Genomic DNA, 24450 nt, shown 5'->3' with positions numbered 1-24450 from the left:
CATGGACCTCGAGACCTTCCGCAAGCTGGCCACCGACCGGCGTGTCATCCCGGTCACGCGCAAGCTCCTCGCCGACGGCGACACCCCGGTCGCGCTCTACCGCAAGCTCGCCGCCGAGCGCCCCGGCACCTTCCTGCTGGAGTCGGCGGAGAACGGCCGCTCCTGGTCCCGGTACTCCTTCGTCGGCGTCCGCAGCGCCGCCACGCTGACCGCGCGTGACGGACGGACCCACTGGCTCGGCACCCCGCCGGTCGGTGTCCCCGTCGACGGCGACCCGCTCCAGGCCCTGCGCGCCACGATCCAGACCCTGCACACCCCCCACCAGGAGGGCCTGCCGCCCTTCACCGGCGGCATGGTCGGCTACCTCGGCTACGACATCGTCCGCCGGCTGGAGAAGATCGGCCCCGGGGAACGCGACGACCTCGGACTGCCCGAGCTGACCATGCTCCTGACCAGCGACCTCGCGGTCATGGACCACTGGGAGGGCTCGGTCCTGCTGATCGCCAACGCGATCAACCACAACGACCTGGACACCGGTGTGGACGAGGCCTACGCCGACGCGGTGGCCCGCCTCGACGCCATGGAGGCCGACCTCACGCGCGCGGTGGCCCAGCCCCCGGCCGTCCTGCCGCCCTCCGAGCTGCCCGAGTACACCGCGCTGTGGGGCGGCCCCGACTTCCGGGCGGCCGTCGAGGACGTCAAGGAGCGCATCCGCGCGGGCGAGGCCTTCCAGGTGGTGCCCTCCCAGCGCTTCGAGACCCCCTGCACGGCGAGCGCGCTGGACGTCTACCGGGTGCTCCGGGCGACCAATCCCTCGCCGTACATGTACCTCTTCCGCTTCGAGGGGTTCGACGTCGTCGGCTCCTCGCCCGAGGCCCTCGTGAAGGTGGAGGACGGACGCGCGATGGTGCACCCCATCGCCGGCACCCGGCCGCGCGGGGCCACGCCCCGGGAGGACCAGGCCCTCGCCGAGGAACTGCTCGCCGACCCCAAGGAACGCGCCGAGCACCTGATGCTGGTGGACCTCGGCCGCAACGACCTCGGCCGGGTCTGCGAGCCCGGATCGGTCGAGGTGGTCGACTTCATGTCCATCGAGCGCTACTCGCACGTGATGCACATCGTCTCCACCGTCACCGGCAAGGTGGCCGCCGGCCGCACCGCCTTCGACGTGCTCACCGCGTGCTTCCCGGCCGGCACCCTCTCCGGCGCCCCCAAGCCGCGCGCGATGCGGATCATCGACGAACTGGAGCCGTCCCGGCGCGGCCTGTACGGCGGCTGCGTCGGCTATCTGGACTTCGCCGGCGACTCCGACACCGCGATCGCCATCCGCACCGCCCTCCTGCGGGACGGCACGGCGTACGTGCAGGCGGGCGCCGGCATCGTCGCCGACTCCGACCCGGTGGCCGAGGACCAGGAGTGCCGCAACAAGGCGGCCGCGGTCCTGCGGGCGGTGCACACCGCCAACCGGCTGGGCCGGTAGGGCGCTTCTCATACGAGCCCCGGGTGACGCTTCGCCCGGGGTTCAGGCGATAGTGGAGTACGTGACTGCTGTTCCGCACCCTCGTTCCGAAGCCGCCGCTCCCGCCCGGTCCGGCCGGCGGAGCCTCGCCGTGGCCCTCCTGTGCGGTGCCCTCGGCGCGGCCGTCGCGCTGCTCGCGAGCCGCCAGCGCTGGGCGGAGGGCACCGCCACCGTGGCCGGTGGCGCGTTCCCGCTGTCCGCGAAGGGCAGCGACGTCACCGGCGTCCCCGCCGCCCTCGCCATAGTGGGCCTCGCCGCGCTCGTCGCCGTCTTCGCCGTCCGCAAGGCCGGCCGGCTGCTGGTGGCCGCCCTGCTCGCGCTCTCCGGTGCCGGCATCGTCGCCACCGCCCTGGTGAGCGCCTCCGACGGCTCCTCGCTGGACGAGCAGGCGGCCAAGGTGAGCGGCGACACCTCCGCCACGGTCGGCGCGCTCAGCCACACCGGCTGGCCCTACGTCGCGGCCGTCGGCGGCGCCCTGATCCTGCTCGCCGGGCTGCTCGCCCTGCGCTACGGCAGCCTGTGGCCCGCCATGTCCGGCCGCTACGAGCGCGGCACCGACCGTCCGCGCCGCAAGGCCCGGCCGGTCGACCCGGAGCGGCCCGAGGAGATCTGGAAGGCGCTGGACCGCGGCGAGGACCCGACCGGCGCCTGACCCGGTGTGGTGAACCAGACGCCACCCCCGCGTCCGGCACGCGTGCGCGTACGGGACAATGGACGGTGAGCGTCCGGCTCGCACGGTGACGGGCGGACTCGCAGCCGTACGGCCCCGTACGGACACGTACACCACACGTACACAGCAACGAGGAGCAAAGTCATGGCGGGCAGCAGCCACGGTCACACCCCGGCCGCCTGGACCGGCGTCACCATCGCCTTCATCGGTTTCTGCGTCGCGGGCGCCTTCATGGTGATGGCCCAGCCGCTCGGCTTCTGGGCCGGCATGGTGATCGTGGTCCTCGGCGGCGTCGTCGGCGCCATCATGCGCGCCATGGGCCTCGGTATGCCCAAGCAGCAGGCCCACGCCACCCCGAACAACACCCCCCTCGCGACCCGCGAGCCGGCCGGCGCCGAGAGCTGAGCCTCACCCCTCACGCCTGCCCACGAGGGGCGGACCGGCGCCCCCAGGGGCGCCGGTCCGCCCCTCGTCGCGTACGCGGCGCGGACCGGCCGCCCCTGCCCCCCCGGGCGCGGGTCCGGCCGGTCCGGCGCCCGCGTGGACCGTCACCCGGCCGGACATCCCGGACGGGCGCGAGACGGCCCGGCGGGTCAGGATGCGGCCGTGACCGCCGACCGCCGTACGGCCCCGCCCCCGCCCCCGACGCCGGTTTCGCGGGCCGCTCCCACCGGGCCCGCACGACGGCTGGCCGTGCCCGGCGGACTGTTCGCGCTCGCCGCCGGGGCCCTCGCCTACGTCGGCGTCGTCGACCCCGGCGAAGGCGGCCACTACCCCGTCTGCCCGCTGTACCGGCTCACCGGCCTGTACTGCCCGGGATGCGGCGGGCTGCGTGCCACCCACGCCCTCCTGCACGGCGACGTGCTCACCGCCCTGCGGGACAACGCGCTCGGGGTGGCGGCCTCTCTGGCCTGCGCGGTGCTGTGGACCGTCTGGGTGATCCGCACGGTAGGCAACCGGCCGCCGCGGCTGGACCCGGGGCCGGCGCACCTGTGGGCGGCCGGCGTGCTGCTGCTGGCCTTCACGATCGTCCGGAACCTGCCGTTCGGCGCCTGGCTGCACCCCTGACCGACCGGTGAGATGTCCAGTCGATGGGACCGCGGTCCACCGGATGCGAGGCCGACCCGCTCCTGCGGATACCATCGCAGTGACCGCGGGTTTGCGAAAACCTGAAGGAAAACCTGAAGGAACCACCGCCAGGAAGGGGGCCGCTCGCGTGAGTGTGCTCGACGAGATCATCGACGGAGTCCGTGCCGACCTCGCGGAGCGGCAGGCGCGCGTCAGCCTCGAAGAGCTCAAGGAGCGCGCGGCCAAGGCCCGGCCCGCCAAGGACGGGGTGGCCGCGCTCAAGGGCGACGGCGTCAAGGTGATCTGCGAGGTCAAGCGCTCCAGCCCCTCCAAGGGCGCGCTGGCCGCGATCGCCGACCCGGCCGGGCTGGCCGCGGACTACGAGGCGGGCGGCGCGGCCGTCATCTCCGTCCTCACCGAACAGCGCCGCTTCGGCGGCTCGCTCGCCGACCTGGAGGCCGTGCGCGCGCGGGTGGACATCCCGGTCCTGCGCAAGGACTTCATCGTCACGTCGTACCAGCTCTGGGAGGCCCGCGCCTACGGCGCCGACCTCGCGCTGCTGATCGTGGCCGCCCTCGACCAGTCGGCCCTGGAGTCGCTGATCGAGCGGGCCGTGTCCATCGGGCTCACCCCCCTCGTCGAGGTGCACGACGAGGACGAGCTCGAGCGGGCCGTGGACGCGGGCGCCAAGGTCATCGGCATCAACGCGCGCAACCTCAAGACGCTGGAGGTGGACCGCGGCACCTTCGAGCGGGTCGCCCCGGAGATCCCGGAGGGCATCGTCACGGTGGCCGAGTCCGGGGTGCGCGGACCGCACGACCTGATCGCCTACGCCAATGCCGGCGCCGACGCGGTGCTGGTCGGCGAGTCCCTCGTCACCGGCCGCGACCCGAAGGCCGCCGTGTCCGACCTGGTCGCCGCGGGCGAGCACCCCGCGCTCCGGCACGGGCGCGGCTGATCCCCCGCTAGGCTTGGTCCCGATGACTCCCACCATGACGACCGTGGACCGGTACGCCCGCCTCGCGCGCGGCTGCCGGCCGCGTGGCTGCCGCGCCCCGGCGAGGCGCGTCCACGGCCGGCGTGTGCGGTACGTCATCGGCGACGAACCCGGGCAGGTGAACGGCCGCCGATGGCAGCGCGCCCCCAAGGGGCGCGGGGAGCCGCGCGGCCGGCCACACATCGGCTGAGGCCGTTCGACATCCTCCGCCCCACGGCGATTCGTGATCTTCTTCCGCACTCACCGTGAGGTTTCCGCATGCCCAGCGAGTTCTTCATCCCCGATCCCACCGGCCAGGTGCCCAGCGCCGAGGGCTACTTCGGCGCGTACGGCGGCAAGTTCATCCCGGAGGCCCTCGTCGCCGCCGTGGACGAGGTCGCCGTCGAGTACGACAAGGCCAAGGCCGACCCCGAGTTCGCCCGCGAGCTGGACGACCTGCTCGTCCACTACACCGGCCGGCCCAGCGCCCTGACCGAGGTGCCGCGCTTCGCCGAACACGCCGGCGGTGCCCGGGTGTTCCTCAAGCGCGAGGACCTCAACCACACCGGTTCCCACAAGATCAACAACGTGCTCGGCCAGGCCCTGCTCACCAGGCGGATGGGCAAGACCCGGGTCATCGCCGAGACCGGCGCCGGCCAGCACGGCGTCGCGACCGCCACCGCCTGCGCGCTCTTCGGCCTCGACTGCACCATCTACATGGGCGAGGTCGACACGCGGCGCCAGGCCCTCAACGTCGCCCGCATGCGCATGCTCGGCGCAGAGGTAGTCGCCGTGAAGTCCGGCAGCCGCACCCTCAAGGACGCCATCAACGAGGCCTTCCGCGACTGGGTCGCCAACGTCGACCACACCCACTACCTGTTCGGCACGGTCGCCGGCCCCCACCCCTTCCCGGCCATGGTCCGCGACTTCCACCGGGTCATCGGCGTCGAGGCCCGCCGCCAGCTGCTGGAGCGGGCCGGACGCCTGCCGGACGCGGCCGTCGCCTGCGTCGGCGGCGGCTCCAACGCCATCGGCCTCTTCCACGCGTTCATCCCCGACGAGGGCGTCCGGCTCATCGGCTGCGAGCCCGCCGGACACGGCATCGAGACCGGCGAGCACGCGGCCACCCTGACCGCGGGCGAACCCGGCATCCTGCACGGCTCCCGCTCCTACGTCCTCCAGGACGAGGAGGGCCAGATCACCGAGCCGTACTCGATCTCGGCCGGTCTGGACTACCCGGGCATCGGCCCCGAGCACTCCTATCTGAAGGACTCCGGGCGCGGCGAGTACCGCGCGGTCACCGACGACGCCGCCATGCAGGCCCTGCGCCTGCTGTCGCGCACCGAGGGCATCATCCCGGCCATCGAGAGCGCCCACGCCCTGGCCGGCGCCCTGGAGGTCGGCAAGGAACTGGGCAAGGACGGCCTGATCGTCGTCAACCTGTCCGGCCGCGGCGACAAGGACATGGACACCGCCGCCCGTTACTTCGACCTGTACGACACCGACGCCGAGGTGGCCGCCGACGCGGCCGACACCGCCGAGATCGAGGGGGACGCCAAGTGAGCGGCAACATCCGGCTGTTGACGGACACCCTCGCGGCCGCCAAGGCCGAGGGCCGGTCCGCGCTGATCGCCTACCTCCCGGCCGGCTTCCCGACCGTCGACGGCGGCATCGAGACCATCAAGGCCGTCTTCGACGGCGGCGCCGACGTCGTCGAGGTCGGGCTGCCGCACAGCGACCCGGTCCTGGACGGCCCGGTCATCCAGACCGCCGACGACATCGCCCTGCGCGGCGGCGTGAAGATCGCGGACGTCATGCGCACGGTCCGCGAGGCCCACGAGGCCACCGGCAAGCCCGTGCTCGTCATGACGTACTGGAACCCGATCGACCGCTACGGCGTCGAGCGCTTCACCGCCGAGCTGGCCGAGGCGGGCGGCGCGGGCTGCATCCTGCCCGACCTGCCGGTCCAGGAATCGGCGCTGTGGCGCGAGCACGCCGACAAGCACGGTCTCGCCACCGTCTTCGTCGTCGCCCCCAGCAGCAAGAACGAGCGGCTCGCCCGGATCACCGAGGCGGGCAGCGGCTTCGTCTACGCCGCCTCGCTGATGGGCGTCACCGGCACGCGCGAGTCGGTGGGCGCGCAGGCGCAGGACCTGGTCGAGCGCACCCGCCGCACCGGGACCGAACTGCCCGTCTGCGTCGGCCTCGGCGTCTCCAACCCGGCCCAGGCCGCCGAGGTCGCCGGCTTCGCCGACGGCGTCATCGTCGGCTCGGCGTTCGTCAAGCTGATGCTGGACGCCCCCGACCACGCCGCCGGCATCGCGGGGGTCCGCCGGCTCGCCGGCGAGCTGGCGAAGGGCGTGCGCGGACAGGCGTGACGCGATGGTCGTCCGTCGGCGTTCACGACGGACGACCCGGTCACCCGAAGGGGTGGACCTCGGACCGGGGAGGCGCGCTGCGCCTCCCCGGTTCGTTCTGGGGGTGTGAGCGAGAAGAACCGTGACGGAAAGCGCACGGCCCGGGAGCGGCTGACGGTCGAGCGCGAGAAGCAGAAATCGGCGGAGAAGCGGCGCCGCACCCTGATCGTGGGCGCGAGCGTCGTCTGCGTCCTCGGCCTCGCGGCGGTGATCGGCGTGGTCGCCGCGAACTCCGGAAAGCACAAGGGCGGCGACAAGGCGGGCCCGGTCGTGGCGCCCTCGGGGGCACAGGGCAAGGACAGCCTCGCCATCCCGGTCGGCAAGGACGGCGCCAAGTCCACGCTCACCGTCTGGGAGGACTTCCGCTGCCCGGCCTGCCAGGCCTTCGAGACGGCGTACCGGCCGACGCTGCATGAACTGGTCGACGCCGGAAAGCTCAGGATCGACTACCACCTGGTCCGGCTGATCGACGGCAACCTCGGCGGCAGCGGCTCCCTGCGCGCGGCCAACGCCGCTGCCTGCGCCCAGGACGCGGGGAAGTTCCGCGACTACCACGACCTGCTGTACGCGAACCAGCCCAAGGAGACCGACGACACCTTCGGCGACGACGCCAAGCTGATCGAGCTGGCCGGCAAGGTGAAGGGCCTGGACACGCCGGCCTTCCGGAAGTGTGTGCGCGACGGCACCCACAACAGCTGGGTGGACAAGTCCCACAAGGCGTTCCAGTCCGGCGGCTTCAGTGGCACGCCGACGGTCCTGCTCGGCGGCAAGAACATCTACCAGGACCAGACGATGACCCCGGCCAAGCTCAAGCAGATGGTGGAGGACGCCGACAAGGGGTGAGCGTTTCCCACGCCCCTGTTATGGACCCGTAGCCCGGCTGCTTACCGTCCCCGCGGCCCGGCACGGTAGCGTCGGACCTGCCATGGAACTTGCCTACATTCCCAGCCCGTCGCACGGGGTGCTGTATCTCGGCCCCATCCCGCTGCGCGGCTACGCCTTCTGCATCATCATCGGCGTCTTCGTTGCCGTCTGGCTCGGCAACAAGCGCTGGATCGCCCGCGGTGGACGGTCCGGCACGGTCGCCGACATCGCGGTCTGGGCCGTGCCGTTCGGCCTGGTCGGCGGCCGGCTCTACCACGTGATCACGGACTACGAGCTGTACTTCAGCGACGGCCGTGACTGGGTGGACGCCTTCAAGGTGTGGGAGGGCGGCCTGGGCATCTGGGGCGCGATCGCCCTCGGCGCGCTGGGCGCGTGGATCGGCGCGCGGCGCCGTGGCGTGCCCATGCCCGCGTACGCCGACGCCGTCGCGCCGGGTATCGCCTTCGCGCAGGCCATCGGCCGCTGGGGCAACTGGTTCAACCAGGAGCTGTACGGCCGCGAGACGCATGTTCCCTGGGCGCTGCACATCACCTCCGCCGAGGGCGGCCGGGTGCCGGGCTACTACCACCCGACCTTCCTCTACGAGTCCCTGTGGTGCGTCGGCGTCGGTTTCCTCGTCATCTGGGCCGATCGCCGCTTCAAGCTGGGCCACGGCCGGGCCTTCGCCCTGTACGTCGCCGCGTACTGCGTGGGCCGCGGCTGGATCGAGTACATGCGTGTGGACGACGCCCACCACATCCTCGGTCTGCGCCTCAACGACTGGACCGCGCTGATCGTCTTCCTGCTGGCCGTGACGTACATGGTGGTGTCGTCGAAGAAGCGGCCGGGGCGCGAGGCGGTCGTGGAACCGGGCGCGGCCGACGACCTCCAGGACGGCTCGGCCGACGGCGTCCCCGGTGTCTCCGACGAGACGGTCGACCGTGACTCCGACGGCGTGCGGACCGCGGCCGAGGGGGAACGGAAGACCGGCCCGGAGCGGGAGGCCGAGACCGGCGGCAAGGACGCCGAGGACGCCGAGGACGCCGCCGGGGATGCCCAGGACGGCGCCGGGTCGGTGACCGGGAAGAGCTGACGGCCGATCGCGACGACACCGAGGGCGCCCGGGGGATCCCCGGGCGCCCTCGTCGTGTGCGGCGGGCCGCCGCCCGGTCAGTGCCTGCGGGCCAGGGACAGCGTCCGCCGGGCCATGGCGACCACCGCCGCGTCGATGAAGCGGCCGTCGGGCAGAGCCTGGGCGCCCTGGTCCGTCGCCGCCGCCTTGATGATCGTCTCGGCCTGTTCCAGCTCCGCCGCAGTGGGCAGATAGGCCCGCTCGATGACCGGGAGCTGCCGCGGGTGGATCGCCGCGCGGCCGAGGAAACCCAGGGCGCGGCCGTGGGCGCAGGTCCGGGCGAGGCCGTCCAGGTCGCGGATGTCGGGGTGCACCGACTGGGGCGGCGGGGCGAGTCCCGCCGCGCGGGCGGCGACGACCACCCGTGAGCGCGGCCAGTCCAGGCCCGCGTCGGCCCGTACGCCCAGGTCGGCCCGGAGATCGGCCTCACCGAGGGAGATGCCCCGCAGGGCCGGGTGGGCGCCGGCGATCGCGTGGGCGCGCTCGATCGCGAGAGCCGACTCCAGCAGGGCGTACAGCGGGACGGGCGTGCTCACGGCGACCCCTCTGATCTGCTCGGGCGAGGTCACCTTCGGCAGCCGCAGCCCGGACACGCCCGGCAGTGTGGCCAGCGCCGCGAGGTCGGCGGCGGCCCAGGGACCGTCCAGGGCGTTGACGCGGACGTGCACCGGCACCGGCTGGGGCGCGCGCAGCAGTTCGGCGGTGGCCGTGCGGGCGTACTCCTTGCGGTCCGGGGCGACCGCGTCCTCCAGGTCGATCACCACCACGTCGGCTCCCGCGGTCAGCGCCTTGGTGACGACGTGCGGTCGGTCACCGGGGACGTAGAGCCAGGTGAGCGGGGGCCGGGTCACAGGGCGCCCTCCGCGCGCAGGGCGGCGATGTCGGCCGCGTCGAGTCCCAGCTCGGCGAGGACGGCATCGGTGTCGGCGCCGTGCGGCCGGCCGGCCCAGCGGATCGCGCCGGGGGTCGCGGAGAGCCGGAAGAGGACGTTCTGCATGCGCAACGGGCCCAGCTCGGCGTCGGCGACCGTGGTGACCGTGTCCAGGGCCTGGTACTGCGGATCCGTCAGGACGTCCCGGACGTCCTGGACCGGCGCCACCGCCGCCTGCGCCTTCTCGAAGGCCGCGAGCACCTCGTCGCGGGTGCGCACGGCGATCCAGGAACCGACCGCCTCGTCCAGTACATCGGCGTGTGCCGCCCGGTCCGCGCCGGTGGCGAACCACGGTTCCTCGGTCAGTTCCGGCCGTCCCACCAGGCACATCACCCGTTCCGCGACCGACTGCGCGGAGGTGGACACGGCGACCCAGGTGCCGTCCGCGGTGCGGTAGGTGTTGCGCGGGGCGTTGTTCGCCGACCGGTTGCCGGTGCGCTCCTGCACGTAGCCGAGCTGGTCGTACCAGGTGGGCTGGGGTCCGAGGACCGACAGGATCGGCTCGATGATCGCCATGTCGACCACCTGGCCGGTGCCGGTGTGTTCCCGGGCGGCCAGCGCCGTCAGCACGGCGTACGCGGTCGCCAGGCCCGCGACGGAGTCCGCGAGCCCGAAGGGCGGGAGCGTCGGGGGTCCGGCCGGCTCCCCGGTGATCGCGGCGAAGCCGCTCATCGCCTCGGCGAGGGTGCCGAATCCCGGGCGGTGGGCGTACGGACCGAACTGGCCGAAGGCGGTCACGCGGGCCAGGATCAGCCCCGGATTGGCCGCGGCCAGTTCCTCCCAGCCCAGTTCCCACTTCTCCAGGGTGCCCGGCCGGAAGTTCTCGACGACCACGTCGGCGGTGGCGGCCAGCCGCAGCAGGGTCTCGCGGCCGCCGGGTGTGGACAGGTCCAGGGTGATGGTCCGCTTGTTGCGGCCGAGCACCTTCCACCACAGGCCGACGCCCCGTTTGGCCGGGCCGTGACCGCGGGAGGGGTCGGGCCGCCGGGGATGCTCGACCTTGATCACCTCGGCCCCGAAGTCACCGAGCAGCGTGGCGGCCAACGGTCCGGCGAACAGGGTCGCGAGGTCCAGCACCCGCAGGCCGTCCAGGGCGGGGGGTGTGGGCCCCGGCTCCCTCCCGCGCGGCGCCCTCACGCGGTGTACCGGGCGTCGATCTCCGGGCGGTACGGCATCGACACCGACGCCCCTGCCCGCTGGACGGAGATGGCCGCCGCGGCGGCTGCCCAGGACAGCGCCTCGTGGACCGGTTTCTCCTCGGCGAGGGCCACCGCGAGCGTGCCCACGAAGGTGTCGCCCGCGCCCGTGGTGTCGACGGCGGTCACCCGGGGCGCGGGGACCATCAGCGGGTCGACGCCCCGGGCCAGGTAGAGGCTGCCCGTCGCGCCCAGGGTGACGACGACCTCCGGGACCAGTTCCAGCAGGGCGGTGGCCGCCTCGCGCGGGTCGGTGCGGCCGGTGAGGGTGATCGCCTCGTACTGGTTGGGCACCAACAGGTCGGTCACGGCGAGGAGTTCGGGGGGCAGCGGCTGGACCGGGGACGGGGTGAGGACCGTACGCACCCCGTGCCGGCGGGCCGCCTCGGCGCCCGCGACGACCGCGGCGAGCGGGATCTCCAGCTGGAGCAGCAGGGTGTCGGCGGAGGTGATCAGCCCCTCGTCGCCGGGGGAGAGGTGGTCGACGGTGCCGTTCGCGCCCGGGATGACGACGATGGAGTTGCCGCCCTCGTCGTCCACCACGATGTGCGCGGTGCCCGAGGGGCCCTCGACGGTGCGCAGGAAGTCGGTGTCGACGCCGGAGTGTTCCAGGGTGTCACGCAGCCGGAGGCCGAAGGAATCGTTGCCGACCGCGCCGATCATCGAGACGGTGGCTCCGGCCCGGGCGGCCGCGATCGCCTGGTTGGCGCCCTTGCCGCCGGGGATCGTGCGGAACTCCCGTCCCGTCACGGTCTGGCCGCGCTGTGGGGCCTTCGTGACATAGGTGACGAGGTCCATGTTGGTGCTGCCGAGGACGGCGATATGGGTCATGAGCGGGTCGCCTCCAGGTGGGTGAGGTGGGCGAGGGAGTCGAAGCCGGTGCCGTCGAAGTCGGCGACGGTGGTGGCGAGCCGGTTCTTCAGCGGGGCCCGCCAGCGGTCGGGCAGCGCGTCGGGGGCGCCCGCGAGGAGGCCGGCGATGCTGCCGGCCGTGGCACCGCAGGAGTCGGTGTCCCAGCCGCCCGACACCACCCGGCAGACGGAGCCGGTGAAGTCGCCGTCCGCGTGGGTGAGGGCGGCGGCGATCAGCGCGGTGTTGGGAAGGGCGTGCACCCAGTGGTACGTCGGTCCGTGCGCCGCGTGCAGCGCGTCCACGACGTCGTCGAAGTCCGCCGTCGTCCCGGCCAGCCGGACGGCGTGGTCGATCGCCCGCGCCAGGCGGGAGCGGGGCGGTACCACCGTGCGGCCGGCCCGCAGACAGGCGTGGACGTCGTGGGTGCCCGTGGCGGCGGTGGCGATGGCGGCGGCCGTGAACATCGCCGCGTACACGCCGTTGGCGGTGTGGGTCAGCGCCGCGTCGCGGTATGCCTGTTCGGCGGCGGCGGCCGGGTCGCCCGGGTTGGTCCAGCCGTGCACGTCGGCGCGGATCAGGGCGCCGATCCACTCGCGGAACGGATTGCGGTGGCGTGCCGTGTGCGGCGGCTCGACGCCGGCCAGGAGGTTGCGGAAGGCGACCCGTTCGGCGGTGAAGGCACGGCCCGGCGGGAGTTCGTCCAGCCAGAGCCGGGCCACGTCCGTCGTGGTGAAGGTCCTGCCGTGGCGCTGGAGCAGCAGCAGGCCCAGCAGCGGGTAGTCGAGGTCGTCGTCCTCCGGCATGCCGTCGATGTTCTCGGCGAGGGAGGTCGTGGCCGAGCGGCGGTTCCACGGATACGTCTCGAGGAGGGAGGCGGGAACGCCCCGGGCGGTGAAGTAACCGGTCAGGGGCCAGTTGCCGGCGGCCCGGGCCAGGGCACGGATGCCGTCCAGGGGAAGCTTCTCGACGGGCTTGCCCAGCAGACAGCCGATGGCCCGGCCGAGCCAGGCGGCCTCCAGGGCGGCCGGGCCCGGGTCGGCGGGCAGCCGTACGGCGGGCCAGTCGGGGCACGCGGCCCGGATCCGGGGCAGTTCCGTCGGCTCGTCCTCCGCCAGGACGCTGGGCAGCTCGGCCAGTTCGTCCAGCAGATCCTCGGCGAGGAGGCGCAGATAGCGCGACACGCGGTGCGGGGAGGCTCCCGCCCGCTCCGGGGCCGCCGGGCCGCCGGCCGCCCGCCAGCGCGCCTCGATCGCCGACGGCTCCCGGCCGTCCAGCCGGGCCTGGTTCAGTTCGTGGCCCAGCAGGTCCTCCGGCTGGACCCAGGTCAGCCGGAGCACGGGCGGCCTCCGAGCGCGGTGAACGCCAGCTCGTGGGCGCGCCGGCGGCGGACGTCCCGGGCGAAGACCTCGCGGGTGACCTCGGTGAGCGCGCGGGCCGGCTCCCAGAGGTCCAGGCGGCTCGCCCGCGCGACCGTCTGCGACCAGTCCTCGGGGACGGGCGAGCCGAGGGCGCCGGCGAGGGCGCCGGCCATCGTGGCGATCGAGTCGCAGTCGCGGCCGTAGTTGACCGAGCCGAGCACCGCGTGCCGGAAGTCCCCGCCGGCGACCAGCAGCATGCCCAGGGCGATGGGGAGTTCCTCGATGGAGTGCAGCCGGGAGGGGCGGCGCGCGGCCAGCGTGGGGGCGCGGTAGTCCGGGCCGACCGTGTCGTAGGGGGCCACCGCCGCGCGCAGGGGACCGAGCGCCGACTCGAAGTCCCGGTGCCGTGCGGCGACTTCGCAGACGGCCTCGATCGCCGTGCGGGTGCCGTCCTTGGCCAGGGACAGACAGGCGGCCACGACCGAGTCCGGGGTCGCGCCCGGCGTGGTGGCGGCGGCCACGGCCGCGGCGAAGACGCCGGCCGCCTCCCGGCCGTAGGACGACTGGTGCGCCCCGGCGATGTCCAGCGCCTCGGCGTAGGCGGTTTCCGGGGCGGCGGCGTTGACCAGTCCGACGGGTGCCATGTACATCGCCGCACCGCAGTTGACGATGTTGCCGACGCCCGCCTCCCGGGGGTCGACGTGCCCGTAGGCGAGCCGGGCCACCAGCCACTTCTCGGCGAGGAAGACGCGGTGCAGCGGCAGCGCCTCGGCCTGGAGTTCCGGGATCCAGCGGGGCTCGGTCATCAGGTCCGGGACCAGGTGCTCGGCGATCGCGTACGCGTCGAGATGGTCGCGGACACGGTCGTAGACGCGGATCAGGGCGTGGGTCAGCAACGTGTCGTCGGTGACGTGGCCGTCGCCCTTGTGGTACGGGGCGATGGGGCGGGCGGTGCGCCAGTCGTCGCCGTGCCAGGGGCCGACGATGCCCTGCACGCGGCCGCCGTGGCGCTCGGCGATCTGGTCGGGGGAGTAGCCCTCGACCGGGCCGCCGAGGGCGTCGCCGACGGCGGCTCCGACCAGCGCGCCGGTGATCCGCTCGGCGAGCGGATGCGGCGCCGGGCCGCCGTGGCCGTCTGCTTCTCCAGCCTTTTGCGACTGTTCGACTACTTCGGGCGTCATGCCCCGAATCATCCTCCTGGGTCGGCCGGTTGCGCGGCTTCCAGCAGCCCGGCGAGTTCCACCAGGTCGGTGCCGGTGAGGCGGGGCAGGGCGCAGCCGGACAGGGTGCGGCAGGCGTCCCGCCAGGTGTGCGGGACGGCGTCGCCGCCGCCGAGGGCGCCGGTCAGCGCGCCCGCCAGGGCGGGGGCGGAGTCCGCCACCCGGGACAGACAGGCTGCGGCCGGCACGGCCTCGGCGATGCGGCCGCGGGCGGCGGTGGCCAGGGCGAGGGCGACGGGAACGGTCTCGGCGGCGGCGATGCCGTAGCTGTAGACGTGGTCGACGATCTGGTGTTCGAGGAGCGGGACCAGGGCGAAGGCGGAGTCGCCGGTCCGCGCCAGGGCGAGGGCGTGGCGGGCGTTGCGGCCGATCTCGGTGTCCGCGGGGAGTTCGGCGAGCGCGGCGGCCACGCAGGTGTCGGTGTCCGCGTCGGCGAGGGCCAGCGCCAGGGCCGCGGCCATCGCGCGGGCGCCGTGCACGCCGTCGCCGTCCTGGGTGTAGCGGGCGTCGAACTCGGCGAGTTCGGCGGCGCGTCGGGCGTCTCCGGGGTGGGCGACCGCGAGGACGCAGGCGCGGACGCAGGCGGCGTCGTCGAAGTAGTGCGGGTTGTCGTGGCCGGTGGCGGGCGGGCGCAGACCGGCGGCGAGGTTGCCGAGGCCGGCGCGGACGGAGATGCGGGCGCGCAGCGGGAGGACGGCGGACTCGATCTCCGGGGCGCGGTCCGCCGCGGCGGCGACCTCGCAGGCCACGGCCGTCCAGGTGAGGTCGATCGCGGCACGCATACGGCGTTCCCGGCTGAGGTCGCCGAGGACGTCGTCGTCACCGGCCCGCAGCACCGCCTCGGCGGCGAAGACCGCCCACTCGGCGTCGTCGGAGGGGCCGAGGCGGAGGGGCTCGGGGGGCTGGTTCAGGGCGATCGGTACGGGGAGGGTGGTGGTGGCGTTGTGTTCGGCGAAGGTGTCCAGTTCGCGGGTGAGGCGGCGGGTCCACTCGGGCATGCGGGCGGCGCGGTGTCGTGCGGCGGGCCAGCCGGCGGCGTCTCCGGCGGCGAGGCCGAGCAGGAGCCCCTCGATACGGCGCGCTGTCATGACACCGGCTCGCTCTCGCCGTGCCCCCGGTCACCGGCCCCGACGAGCGGCCTCGCGGCGGACCGGGAGGCGGACGTCGGGGTCGGGGGCAGCTCGGGTGCGATCGGTACGGGGAGGGTGGTGGTGTTCTGCTCGGCGAAGGTGTCCAGTTCGCGGGTGAGGCGGCGGGTCCACTCGGGCATGCGGGCGGCGCGGTGTCGTGCGGCGGGCCAGCCGGCGGCGTCTCCGGCGGCGAGGCCGAGCAGGAGCCCCTCGATACGGCGCGCCGTCATGACACCGGCTCGCTCTCGCCGTGCCCCCGGTCACGGGCCCCGACGAGCGGCCTCACCGCGGACCGGGAGGCGGACGCCGGGGTCGGGGGCAGCTCGGGTGCCACGGGGGCGGGTGTCAGGGCCGGGGGCTGCGGCGTGACGACTGCGCCACCGGCGCCGGTGCCCGCCGTCGGCGGCTCGGCGGACAGGGTCTCCGGCGACGCGCCGATCGCCTCACCCTTCCCGGCCTCGCCCCCGGCCGGCACTTCCGTCGGCGCGGCCGCCGGGAGGGTGGTGTGCGTGGGCCACTTCGTGGGCTCGTCCGGTACGAGGAGTTCGGCCACGTCCAGGATGTGGTGACCGGCCATGGCGGGCAGGCAGCGGCCGCGGACGGGGCCGATGGCGGACGCCCAGGCCGGCGGGATCGCGGCGAGGCCCTGGGCCGCGCCGGACAGCGCGCCCGCCACCGCCGCCGTGGTGTCCGCGTCACGGCCCATGTTGACGGCCGTCAGGACCGCCTCGCGGAAGTCGCCGTCGGCCGCCGCGTACGCGCCGAAGGCGAGGGCGACCGCCTCGGGGGCCAGGTCGGTCCAGGGATAGCCGCCGATGACGACCGCAGAGCGCACCGCGCGTTCGCCGCGGTGGGCCACCGTCACCGCACGGCGCAGCGAACGCGCCGTCCAGGAGTCGTCCGGCACGACCGCGAGGGCGGAGGCGACCACGACCGCCACCGGCGCGCCCGCCATCGCCGCCGCCACGCCCGCCGCGACCGCCTGTCCGCCGTAGATCCCCTCGCCCTCGTGGCTGATCGAGCCGTCGATCGCCACCAGCCGGGCCGCCTCCGCGGGGCGCCCGGCGGCGAACACCCCGAAGGGCGCCGCGCGCATGGCCAGGCCGGCGCTCCAGGCATGGCGGTGCTGGGCCGAGATGGGCGCGGCCAGGCCCCGGCGGAGGTTCTCCAGGGTGCCGCGCTCACTGAACCCCGCTCCCCGGAAGGGGCCCTCGGCCCGGTCCGCGATCCACTCGTGCCAGGCCGTCTCCACATGGGCCGGGGCGAGCGCCGAGCCGTGCCGGGCCAGCAGCAGCCCGGAGAAGATCGCGTACTCGGTGTCGTCCGTGCCGGCCGGCTTCTCGGCGACGTACCCGGTGATGCGGCCCCAGCGGGCGCGGATCTCGGAGGGCCGGAGGTTCTCCGCGGGCGCCCCCAGCGCGTCGCCCACCGCCAGGCCGAGCAGCGCGCCCCGGGCCCGTTCGCGCAGCCCCGGTGTGTCCACGGGCACCGGGACCGGGGGAGTGCGGGCGATCGTTGCCATGGGGCGGCCTCCTTCGGCGGGACCACGGGGCCCTTTGCGGATATGTGCCACGGGAGGCGGCCGTGCCAGCCTGCGTGCCTGCGGAGTCACCCGCTCGCATCTGAGCCAATGCTCGCGCGAATGAGCAAAGGAGGGGAAAGGCGCAGCTTAGCGCAGCCTTTCCTTGCTGGCGGGGCCGGAATGGTCGAGCTAGATTTGGTGTTGTTGAAAAATAGAAATCGTCCAAAGTTAGCTTTGGCTTAGCTTTCCCGGGGGTCCCGCATGGCCATCATCGACACCGAGGCCGCGCTGCACGAGGCGCACCGCGACAACCACACCCACCGCGACGTCAACGGCGGCTGGCTGCGCCCCGCCGTCTTCGGCGCCATGGACGGCCTGGTCTCCAACCTCGCGCTGATGACCGGTGTGGCCGGCGGCTCGGTGGGCCAGCACACCATCGTCATCACCGGGCTGGCCGGTCTCGCCGCAGGCGCCTTCTCTATGGCGGCCGGCGAGTACACCTCCGTCGCCTCCCAGCGCGAGCTGGTGGAGGCCGAACTCGACGTCGAGCGTCGTGAACTGCGCAAGCACCCGCAGGACGAGGAGGACGAGCTGGCCGCACTCTACGTCGCCCGCGGCGTCGAGCCCGAGCTGGCCCGGCAGGTCGCCCGTCAGCTGTCCGCGGACCCCGAGCAGGCCCTGGAGATACACGCCCGCGAGGAGCTGGGCATCGACCCCGCCGACCTGCCCTCGCCGCTGGTCGCCGCCGTCTCGTCCTTCGGCTCGTTCGCGCTCGGCGCGCTGCTGCCGCTGCTGCCGTACCTGCTGGGCGCGAGCGTGCTGTGGCCGGCCGTGCTGCTCGCCCTGGCCGGGCTCTTCGGCTGCGGTGCCGTGGTGGCCAGGGTGACGGCGCGGAGCTGGTGGTACAGCGGGCTTCGGCAGCTCGCGCTGGGCGGTGCGGCGGCCGGTGTGACGTACGCCCTGGGCACCCTGTTCGGGACGGCCGTAGGATAGGTGGCACCGGTACTTATGCATCGACTCGCATAGGTAGCCGTTACCCGCTGGTTTCGAACTCTTAGCCACCGGGCATGAGCCGTAAGCACAGCGGGCAATGACGCCTGCCGCACCCCCGCGGGGCGGGGCGACGACGCTCCCCTCGCCCCCTCGGGCCGACGAACAGCGATCCGACCGATCCTGTCCGCGACGGTCCCCCCGTACGTTCGCCCTCACGCACGCCCCCAGGGGCACCGCGCCGGCCCCTGTGGCCGTCCTTCACCCACCCCGTGGAGGGCCCCGAGAAGTCCGCATGTTGGAACGGAGTATCCGCTTCCCGAGAACCGCTCCATCATGTAACCTGCACGAAATTTTGCACTTCACGCAGAGGGCCAACGTCGTCCCTCGGCACCTGCCACATGCCACATGACGACGACGGGAGAGCCGATGCGTACGCCGCGCCAGCCGTCCCAGCATTCCTCGAATGGCCAGAACTGGTCGTTCATGGATGCTCGCCCTGCTGCCCAGGGTATGTACGACCCCCGCAACGAACACGACGCCTGCGGCGTCGGTTTCGTCGCCACCCTTACCGGCGAGGCGTCCCACACGCTGGTCGAGCAGGCGCTGACCGTACTGCGCAACCTGGAGCACCGCGGCGCCACCGGCTCCGAGCCCGACTCGGGCGACGGCGCGGGCATCCTGTCCCAGGTTCCCGACGCCTTCTTCCGCGAGGTGGCCGGATTCGACCTCCCCGCCGCCGGCTCCTACGCCGTCGGCACCGCCTTTCTGCCGGAGGAGGGCGCCGAGGAGGCCGTCTCACGCATCGAGACGATCGCGGCCGAGGAGGGCCTCACCGTCCTCGGCTGGCGCGAGGTCCCGGTCGCCCCCGAACTGCTGGGCGCCACCGCCCGCTCCACCATGCCGGTCTTCCGGCAGATCTTCGTCGCCGCCGGTGCCTCCGCCGCGCACGCCGGGGCGGGCCCCGTCGAGGGCATCGCGCTGGACCGCACGGCGTTCGTGCTGCGCAAGCGCGCCGAACGCGAGGCCGGGGTGTACTTCCCCTCCCTGTCCGCCCGCACGATCGTCTACAAGGGCATGCTGACCACCGGCCAGCTGGAGCCCTTCTTCCCGGACCTGTCCGACCGCCGCTTCGCCTCCGCGATCGCGCTCGTCCACTCGCGCTTCTCCACGAACACCTTCCCGTCCTGGCCGCTCGCGCACCCGTACCGCTTCGTCGCGCACAACGGTGAGATCAACACCGTCAAGGGCAACCGCAACTGGATGCGCGCCCGCGAGTCGCAGCTGTTCTCGGACCTGTTCGGCGCGGACGAGCGGGCCATCGAGCGGATCTTCCCGGTGTGCACGCCGGACGCCTCCGACTCCGCCTCCTTCGACGAGGTGCTCGAGCTGCTGCACCTCGGCGGCCGGTCCCTGCCGCACTCCGTGCTGATGATGATCCCGGAGGCCTGGGAGAACCACGCCTCCATGGAGCCGGCCCGGCGCGCCTTCTACCAGTTCCACTCCACGATGATGGAGCCCTGGGACGGCCCCGCCTGTGTCACCTTCACCGACGGCACCCAGGTCGGCGCCGTGCTCGACCGCAACGGTCTGCGCCCCGGCCGCTACTGGGTCACCGACGAGGGTCTCGTCGTCCTCGGCTCCGAGGTCGGCGTCCTCGACATCGACCCGGCCAGGGTCGTCCGCAAGGGCCGTCTGCAGCCCGGCCGTATGTTCCTCGTCGACACCGCCGAGCACCGCATCATCGAGGACGACGAGATCAAGGCGCAGCTCGCCGCGGAGAAGCCGTACGCCGAGTGGCTGGAGGCCGGCGAGATCGAGCTGAGCGACCTGCCCGAGCGCGAGCACATCGTGCACACCCACGCCTCGGTCACCCGCCGCCAGCAGACCTTCGGCTACACCGAGGAGGAGCTGCGCATCATCCTCGCGCCGATGGCCAAGGCCGCCGCCGAGCCGATCGGTTCGATGGGCACCGACTCGCCGATCGCCGCGCTGTCCGCCCGCCCGCGGCTGCTCTTCGACTACTTCACCCAGCTGTTCGCCCAGGTCACCAACCCGCCGTTGGACGCCATCCGCGAGGAGCTGGTCACCTCCCTGCGCAGCTCGCTGGGCCCGCAGGGCAACCTGCTCGACCCGAGCGCCGCCTCCTGCCGGTCCGTCGTGCTGCCCTTCCCGGTGATCGACAACGACGAGCTGGCCAAGCTCATCCACATCAACGCCGACGGCGACATGCCCGGTTTCAAGGCCGCCACCCTGTCGGGCCTGTACCGGGTCTCCGGCGGCGGCGAGTCGCTCGCCGCGCGCATCGACGAGATCTGCGCCGAGGCCGACGCGGCCATCGACAACGGCGCCCGGCTGATCGTCCTGTCCGACCGCCACTCGGACGCCGAGCACGCCCCGATCCCCTCGCTGCTGCTCACCGCCGCCGTCCACCACCACCTCATCCGCACCAAGCAGCGCACCCACGTGGGCCTGCTGGTCGAGGCCGGCGACGTCCGCGAGGTCCACCACGTCGCCCTGCTCATCGGCTTCGGCGCCGCCGCCGTCAACCCGTACCTGGCGATGGAGTCCGTCGAGGACCTGCTGCGCGCCGGTACCTTCCTCGACGGCCTGGAGCCCGAGCAGGCCATCCGCAACCTGATCTACGCCCTCGGCAAGGGCGTCCTGAAGGTCATGTCCAAGATGGGCATCTCCACCGTCGCCTCCTACCGCGGCGCTCAGGTGTTCGAGGCCGTCGGCCTGGACGAGGCCTTCGTGGAGAAGTACTTCAACGGCACGGCCACCAAGATCGGCGGCGTCGGCATCGACGTGATCGCCGAGGAGGTCGCCGCCCGGCACGCCAAGGCCTACCCCGCCACCGGCATCGCTCCGGCGCACCGCGCGCTGGACATCGGCGGCGAGTACCAGTGGCGCCGCGAGGGCGAGCCGCACCTGTTCGACCCGGACACGGTCTTCCGGCTCCAGCACTCCACCCGCACCGGCCGGTACGACATCTTCAAGAAGTACACGGACCGGGTGAACGAGCAGTCCGAGCGCCTGATGACGCTGCGCGGCCTGTTCGGCTTCCAGTCGGACCGGCAGCCGATCCCCCTCGACGAGGTCGAGCCGGTCAGCGAGATCGTCAAGCGGTTCTCCACCGGCGCCATGTCCTACGGCTCCATCTCCAAGGAGGCGCACGAGACCCTCGCCATCGCCATGAACCAGCTGGGCGGCAAGTCCAACACCGGTGAGGGCGGCGAGGACGCCGAGCGCCTGTACGACCCCGCTCGGCGCAGCGCCATCAAGCAGGTCGCGTCCGGCCGCTTCGGCGTGACCAGCGAGTACCTCGTCAACGCGGACGACATCCAGATCAAGATGGCCCAGGGCGCCAAGCCCGGTGAGGGCGGCCAGCTGCCCGGCCACAAGGTCTACCCGTGGGTCGCGAAGACGCGGCACTCGACGCCCGGTGTCGGCCTGATCTCCCCGCCGCCGCACCACGACATCTACTCCATCGAAGACCTGGCCCAGCTGATCCACGACCTGAAGAACGCCAACCCCCGGGCGCGGATCCACGTCAAGCTGGTCTCCGAGGTCGGTGTCGGCACCGTCGCCGCGGGTGTGTCGAAGGCGCACGCGGACGTCGTCCTGATCTCCGGCCACGACGGCGGTACGGGCGCCTCCCCGCTGACCTCCCTGAAGCACGCGGGCGGCCCCTGGGAGCTGGGCCTCGCCGAGACGCAGCAGACCCTGCTGCTCAACGGCCTGCGCGACCGGATCGTCGTCCAGACGGACGGGCAGCTCAAGACCGGCCGTGACGTGGTCATCGCCGCGCTGCTCGGCGCGGAGGAGTTCGGATTCGCGACCGCTCCGCTGGTCGTCTCCGGCTGCGTGATGATGCGCGTCTGTCACCTGGACACCTGTCCGGTCGGCATCGCCACCCAGAACCCGGTCCTGCGCGAACGCTTCGCGGGCAAGGCCGAGCACGTGGTGAACTTCTTCCGGTTCATCGCCGAGGAGGTCCGCGAGCTCCTCGCTCAGCTGGGCTTCCGCTCCATCGAGGAGGCCGTCGGCCACGCCGAGGTGCTGGACGTCGAGCGCGCCGTCGACCACTGGAAGGCCCAGGGCCTGAACCTGGCGCCGCTGTTCCACGTCCCGGCGCTGCCCGACGGCGCGGTCCGCCACCAGGTGATCGCCCAGGACCACGGCCTGGAGAAGGCGCTGGACAACGAGCTGGTCAAGCTCGCCGCCGACGCCCTCGCCGCGGGGGACGCCACCGAGGCGCAGCCGGTGCGCGCCCAGGTCGCCATCCGCAACATCAACCGCACGGTCGGCACCATGCTCGGCCACGAGGTGACGAAGAAGTTCGGCGGCGCCGGCCTGCCCGACGACACCATCGACATCACCTTCACCGGCTCGGCCGGCCAGTCCTTCGGCGCCTTCCTGCCGCGCGGTGTCACGCTGCGCCTGGAGGGCGACGCCAACGACTACGTCGGCAAGGGCCTGTCCGGCGGCCGGATCGTCGTCCGCCCCGACCGCGCGGCCGACCACCTCGCCGAGTACTCGACCATCGCGGGCAACACCATCGGCTACGGCGCCACCGGCGGCGAACTGTTCCTGCGCGGCCGCACCGGCGAGCGGTTCTGCGTCCGCAACTCCAGCGCCACCGTCGTCTCCGAGGGCGTGGGCGACCACGGCTGCGAGTACATGACCGGCGGCCGCGCCGTCGTCCTCGGCCCCACCGGCCGCAACTTCGCGGCGGGCATGTCCGGCGGTATCGCCTACGTCATCGACCTCGACCGCGACGACGTCAACGTCGGCAACGTCGACGCGGTGGAGGCGCTGGACGAGACGGACGAGCAGTGGCTGCACGACGTGGTGCGCCGCCACGCCGAGGAGACCGCGTCGACGGTCGCCGGGAAGCTGCTCGCCGACTGGGACACGGCCGTGAAGCGGTTCAGCAAGATCATCCCCCGTACGTACAAGGCAGTGCTCGCCGCCAAGGACGCCGCCGAGCGAGCCGGTCTCTCCGAGACCGAGATCACCGAGAAGATGATGGAGGCGGCGACCAATGGCTGACCCGAAGGGCTTCCTGAACCACGGCCGCGAGGTCGCCCGGACCCGTCCCGTCGGTGAGCGCGTCAAGGACTGGAACGAGGTCTACGTCCCCGGCTCCCTGCTGCCGATCATCAGCAAGCAGGCCAGCCGCTGCATGGACTGCGGCATCCCGTTCTGTCACAACGGCTGTCCGCTGGGGAACCTGATCCCGGAGTGGAACGACTACGCCTACCGCGAGGACTGGGCCGCCGCCCAGGAGCGCCTGCACGCGACCAACAACTTCCCGGAGTTCACCGGCCGCCTGTGCCCGGCACCCTGCGAGTCGGCGTGCGTGCTGGGTATCAACCAGGCGCCGGTCACCATCAAGAACGTCGAGGTCTCGATCATCGACAAGGCGTGGGAGACCGGTGACGTCGCCCCGCAGATCCCCGAGCGCCTGTCCGGCAAGACGGTCGCGGTCATCGGCTCGGGTCCGGCGGGTCTCGCCGCCGCCCAGCAGCTGACCCGGGCCGGTCACACGGTCGCCGTCTACGAGCGCGCCGACCGCGTCGGCGGCCTGCTGCGCTACGGCATCCCCGAGTTCAAGATGGAGAAGCGGCACATCAACCGCCGCATCGAGCAGATGCGCGCGGAGGGCACCCGCTTCCGCACCGGCGTCGAGATCGGCCGCGACCTCAACGCCCGCGACCTGAAGAAGCGCTACGACGCGATCGTGATCGCCGCCGGCGCCACCACCGCCCGTGATCTCCCCGTCCCCGGGCGGGAGCTGAAGGGCATCTACCAGGCGATGGAGTACCTGCCGCTGGCCAACAAGGTCCAGGAGGGCGACTACGTCACCACCCCGATCTCGGCCGAGGGCAAGCACGTCGTCGTCATCGGCGGCGGCGACACCGGCGCGGACTGCGTGGGCACCGCCCACCGCCAGGGCGCGGCCTCCGTCACCCAGCTGGAGATCATGCCCCGGCCGAGCGACGAGCGGCACGCCACCAACCAGCCGTGGCCGACCTTCCCGCTGCTGTACAAGGTCACCTCGGCCCACGAGGAGGGCGGCGAGCGGATCTACTCCGCCTCCACCACCCACTTCGAGGGCGACGAGGACGGCAACGTCCAGTGGCTGCACCTGGCCGAGGTCGAGTTCGTCGACGGCAAGCTGACCTCGAAGCCGGGCACCGAGCGCAAGGTCCCGGCCCAGCTGGTCACCCTCGCCATGGGCTTCACCGGCACCGACCGGGAAAACGGCCTGGTCGAGCAGTTCGGCCTGGAGCTGGACGAACGGGGTAACATCGCCCGCGACGCCGACTTCCAGACCAACGTTCCGGGTGTGTTCGTCGCCGGTGACGCCGGCCGCGGACAGTCCCTGATCGTCTGGGCGATCGCCGAGGGCCGCTCGGCCGCCCGCGGAGTCGACCGTCATCTGACCGGCGCCAGCGACCTGCCGGCCCCGATCCGCCCGACGGACCGCGCCCTCGCGGTCTGACAGCCCCGAAGACGTCCCGTACAAAGGCGTACGGAACACAGACGGCGCCTGCCCTCCTGTCCCCGACCGGACGCCTGGGCAGGCGTCGTTGCAT

The 24450-nt window shown here is 73.2% G+C and carries 21 protein-coding genes; 13 read left to right on the top strand and 8 right to left on the bottom strand.

Annotated features, from left to right (window positions below; genetic code table 11):
• The first annotated feature begins 1 nt into the window (after position 1).
• From ACIBA9_RS13570 to lgt, 10 genes are all read left to right on the top strand, one after another.
• Positions 2 to 1480 carry an anthranilate synthase component I gene (locus ACIBA9_RS13570; RefSeq protein WP_399362561.1) on the top strand — a complete coding sequence of 493 codons (1479 nt, stop codon included), beginning with the start codon at positions 2 to 4 and terminating at the stop codon, positions 1478 to 1480.
• A gap of 52 nt (positions 1481 to 1532) precedes the next feature.
• The gene (locus ACIBA9_RS13565) at positions 1533 to 2171 is read left to right on the top strand and encodes a TIGR02234 family membrane protein (RefSeq protein ID WP_399362559.1); all 639 of its coding nucleotides are present in this window, start codon (positions 1533 to 1535) and stop codon (positions 2169 to 2171) included.
• Positions 2172 to 2333: 162 nt separating this feature from the next.
• The gene (locus tag ACIBA9_RS13560) at positions 2334 to 2594 is read left to right on the top strand and encodes an HGxxPAAW family protein (protein ID WP_362153829.1); all 261 of its coding nucleotides are present in this window, start codon (positions 2334 to 2336) and stop codon (positions 2592 to 2594) included.
• A gap of 201 nt (positions 2595 to 2795) precedes the next feature.
• A complete protein-coding gene (locus ACIBA9_RS13555) occupies positions 2796 to 3257 on the top strand; it encodes a DUF2752 domain-containing protein (protein ID WP_399362557.1) in 462 nt (153 codons plus the stop codon).
• 148 nt (positions 3258 to 3405) lie between these two features.
• The gene (trpC, locus tag ACIBA9_RS13550; protein ID WP_399362555.1) at positions 3406 to 4215 is read left to right on the top strand and encodes an indole-3-glycerol phosphate synthase TrpC; all 810 of its coding nucleotides are present in this window, start codon (positions 3406 to 3408) and stop codon (positions 4213 to 4215) included.
• Positions 4216 to 4237: 22 nt separating this feature from the next.
• A complete protein-coding gene (gene trpM, locus ACIBA9_RS13545; protein WP_399362553.1) occupies positions 4238 to 4444 on the top strand; it encodes a tryptophan biosynthesis modulator TrpM in 207 nt (68 codons plus the stop codon).
• Positions 4445 to 4512: 68 nt separating this feature from the next.
• The gene (gene trpB, locus ACIBA9_RS13540; protein ID WP_362153820.1) at positions 4513 to 5796 is read left to right on the top strand and encodes a tryptophan synthase subunit beta; all 1284 of its coding nucleotides are present in this window, start codon (positions 4513 to 4515) and stop codon (positions 5794 to 5796) included.
• On the top strand, positions 5793 to 6611 hold the full coding sequence (gene trpA / locus ACIBA9_RS13535; RefSeq protein ID WP_399362551.1) for a tryptophan synthase subunit alpha: 819 nt from the start codon (positions 5793 to 5795) through the stop codon (positions 6609 to 6611). The genes trpB and trpA overlap by 4 nt, the downstream gene beginning before the upstream one ends.
• Positions 6612 to 6716: 105 nt before the next feature.
• Positions 6717 to 7493, top strand: a complete 777-nt coding sequence (locus ACIBA9_RS13530; RefSeq protein WP_393898660.1) for a DsbA family protein — start codon at positions 6717 to 6719, stop codon at positions 7491 to 7493.
• Between the two features lie 82 nt (positions 7494 to 7575).
• Positions 7576 to 8607 carry a prolipoprotein diacylglyceryl transferase gene (gene lgt / locus ACIBA9_RS13525; RefSeq protein WP_399362549.1) on the top strand — a complete coding sequence of 344 codons (1032 nt, stop codon included), beginning with the start codon at positions 7576 to 7578 and terminating at the stop codon, positions 8605 to 8607.
• Positions 8608 to 8684: 77 nt separating this feature from the next.
• Here the strand turns inward: lgt and ACIBA9_RS13520 are convergent, their stop codons facing one another.
• Genes ACIBA9_RS13520 through ACIBA9_RS13485 form a run of 8 tightly spaced genes read right to left on the bottom strand, consistent with a single transcriptional unit; the run spans position 8685 to position 16855 of the window.
• Positions 8685 to 9497, bottom strand: coding sequence for an HpcH/HpaI aldolase/citrate lyase family protein (locus tag ACIBA9_RS13520; protein WP_399362547.1), 813 nt, complete (start codon positions 9495 to 9497; stop codon positions 8685 to 8687).
• Entirely contained in the window at positions 9494 to 10714 is a 1221-nt protein-coding gene (locus ACIBA9_RS13515) for a CaiB/BaiF CoA transferase family protein (protein WP_399362545.1), read from the bottom strand. Before ACIBA9_RS13515 ends, ACIBA9_RS13520 begins: the two co-directional genes overlap by 4 nt.
• The gene (gene rbsK / locus ACIBA9_RS13510; protein WP_399362544.1) at positions 10711 to 11604 is read right to left on the bottom strand and encodes a ribokinase; all 894 of its coding nucleotides are present in this window, start codon (positions 11602 to 11604) and stop codon (positions 10711 to 10713) included. Before rbsK ends, ACIBA9_RS13515 begins: the two co-directional genes overlap by 4 nt.
• On the bottom strand, positions 11601 to 12962 hold the full coding sequence (locus ACIBA9_RS13505) for an ADP-ribosylglycohydrolase family protein (RefSeq protein ID WP_399362542.1): 1362 nt from the start codon (positions 12960 to 12962) through the stop codon (positions 11601 to 11603). The genes rbsK and ACIBA9_RS13505 overlap by 4 nt, the downstream gene beginning before the upstream one ends.
• Positions 12950 to 14164: an ADP-ribosylglycohydrolase family protein gene (locus tag ACIBA9_RS13500; RefSeq protein WP_399362540.1), complete on the bottom strand. Its 1215-nt coding sequence runs from the start codon at positions 14162 to 14164 to the stop codon at positions 12950 to 12952. Before ACIBA9_RS13500 ends, ACIBA9_RS13505 begins: the two co-directional genes overlap by 13 nt.
• An 8-nt stretch (positions 14165 to 14172) precedes the next feature.
• A complete protein-coding gene (locus ACIBA9_RS13495; RefSeq protein WP_399362538.1) occupies positions 14173 to 15291 on the bottom strand; it encodes an ADP-ribosylglycohydrolase family protein in 1119 nt (372 codons plus the stop codon).
• A complete protein-coding gene (locus ACIBA9_RS13490; RefSeq protein ID WP_399362536.1) occupies positions 15288 to 15563 on the bottom strand; it encodes a hypothetical protein in 276 nt (91 codons plus the stop codon). Before ACIBA9_RS13490 ends, ACIBA9_RS13495 begins: the two co-directional genes overlap by 4 nt.
• Positions 15560 to 16855, bottom strand: coding sequence for an ADP-ribosylglycohydrolase family protein (locus tag ACIBA9_RS13485; protein WP_399362534.1), 1296 nt, complete (start codon positions 16853 to 16855; stop codon positions 15560 to 15562). The genes ACIBA9_RS13490 and ACIBA9_RS13485 overlap by 4 nt, the downstream gene beginning before the upstream one ends.
• 261 nt (positions 16856 to 17116) lie before the next feature.
• Between ACIBA9_RS13485 and ACIBA9_RS13480 the strand changes: the two genes are divergently transcribed.
• The 3 genes from ACIBA9_RS13480 (at position 17117) to ACIBA9_RS13470 (ending at position 24356) form a co-directional block, all read left to right on the top strand.
• Positions 17117 to 17848, top strand: coding sequence for a VIT1/CCC1 transporter family protein (locus ACIBA9_RS13480; protein ID WP_362153798.1), 732 nt, complete (start codon positions 17117 to 17119; stop codon positions 17846 to 17848).
• 426 nt (positions 17849 to 18274) lie between these two features.
• Positions 18275 to 22900: a glutamate synthase large subunit gene (gene gltB / locus ACIBA9_RS13475; RefSeq protein WP_399362532.1), complete on the top strand. Its 4626-nt coding sequence runs from the start codon at positions 18275 to 18277 to the stop codon at positions 22898 to 22900.
• A complete protein-coding gene (locus ACIBA9_RS13470) occupies positions 22893 to 24356 on the top strand; it encodes a glutamate synthase subunit beta (RefSeq protein ID WP_399362530.1) in 1464 nt (487 codons plus the stop codon). The genes gltB and ACIBA9_RS13470 overlap by 8 nt, the downstream gene beginning before the upstream one ends.
• The last annotated feature ends 94 nt before the right edge of the window (positions 24357 to 24450 follow it).

It is taken from the genome of Streptomyces sp. NPDC051452, from assembly GCF_044454765.1.
In the GTDB taxonomy this organism is placed as follows: Bacteria; Actinomycetota; Actinomycetes; order Streptomycetales; family Streptomycetaceae; genus Streptomyces.
Note: the sequence above shows the minus strand (reverse complement) of the source record. Positions and strands in the feature narration are given on the sequence as shown.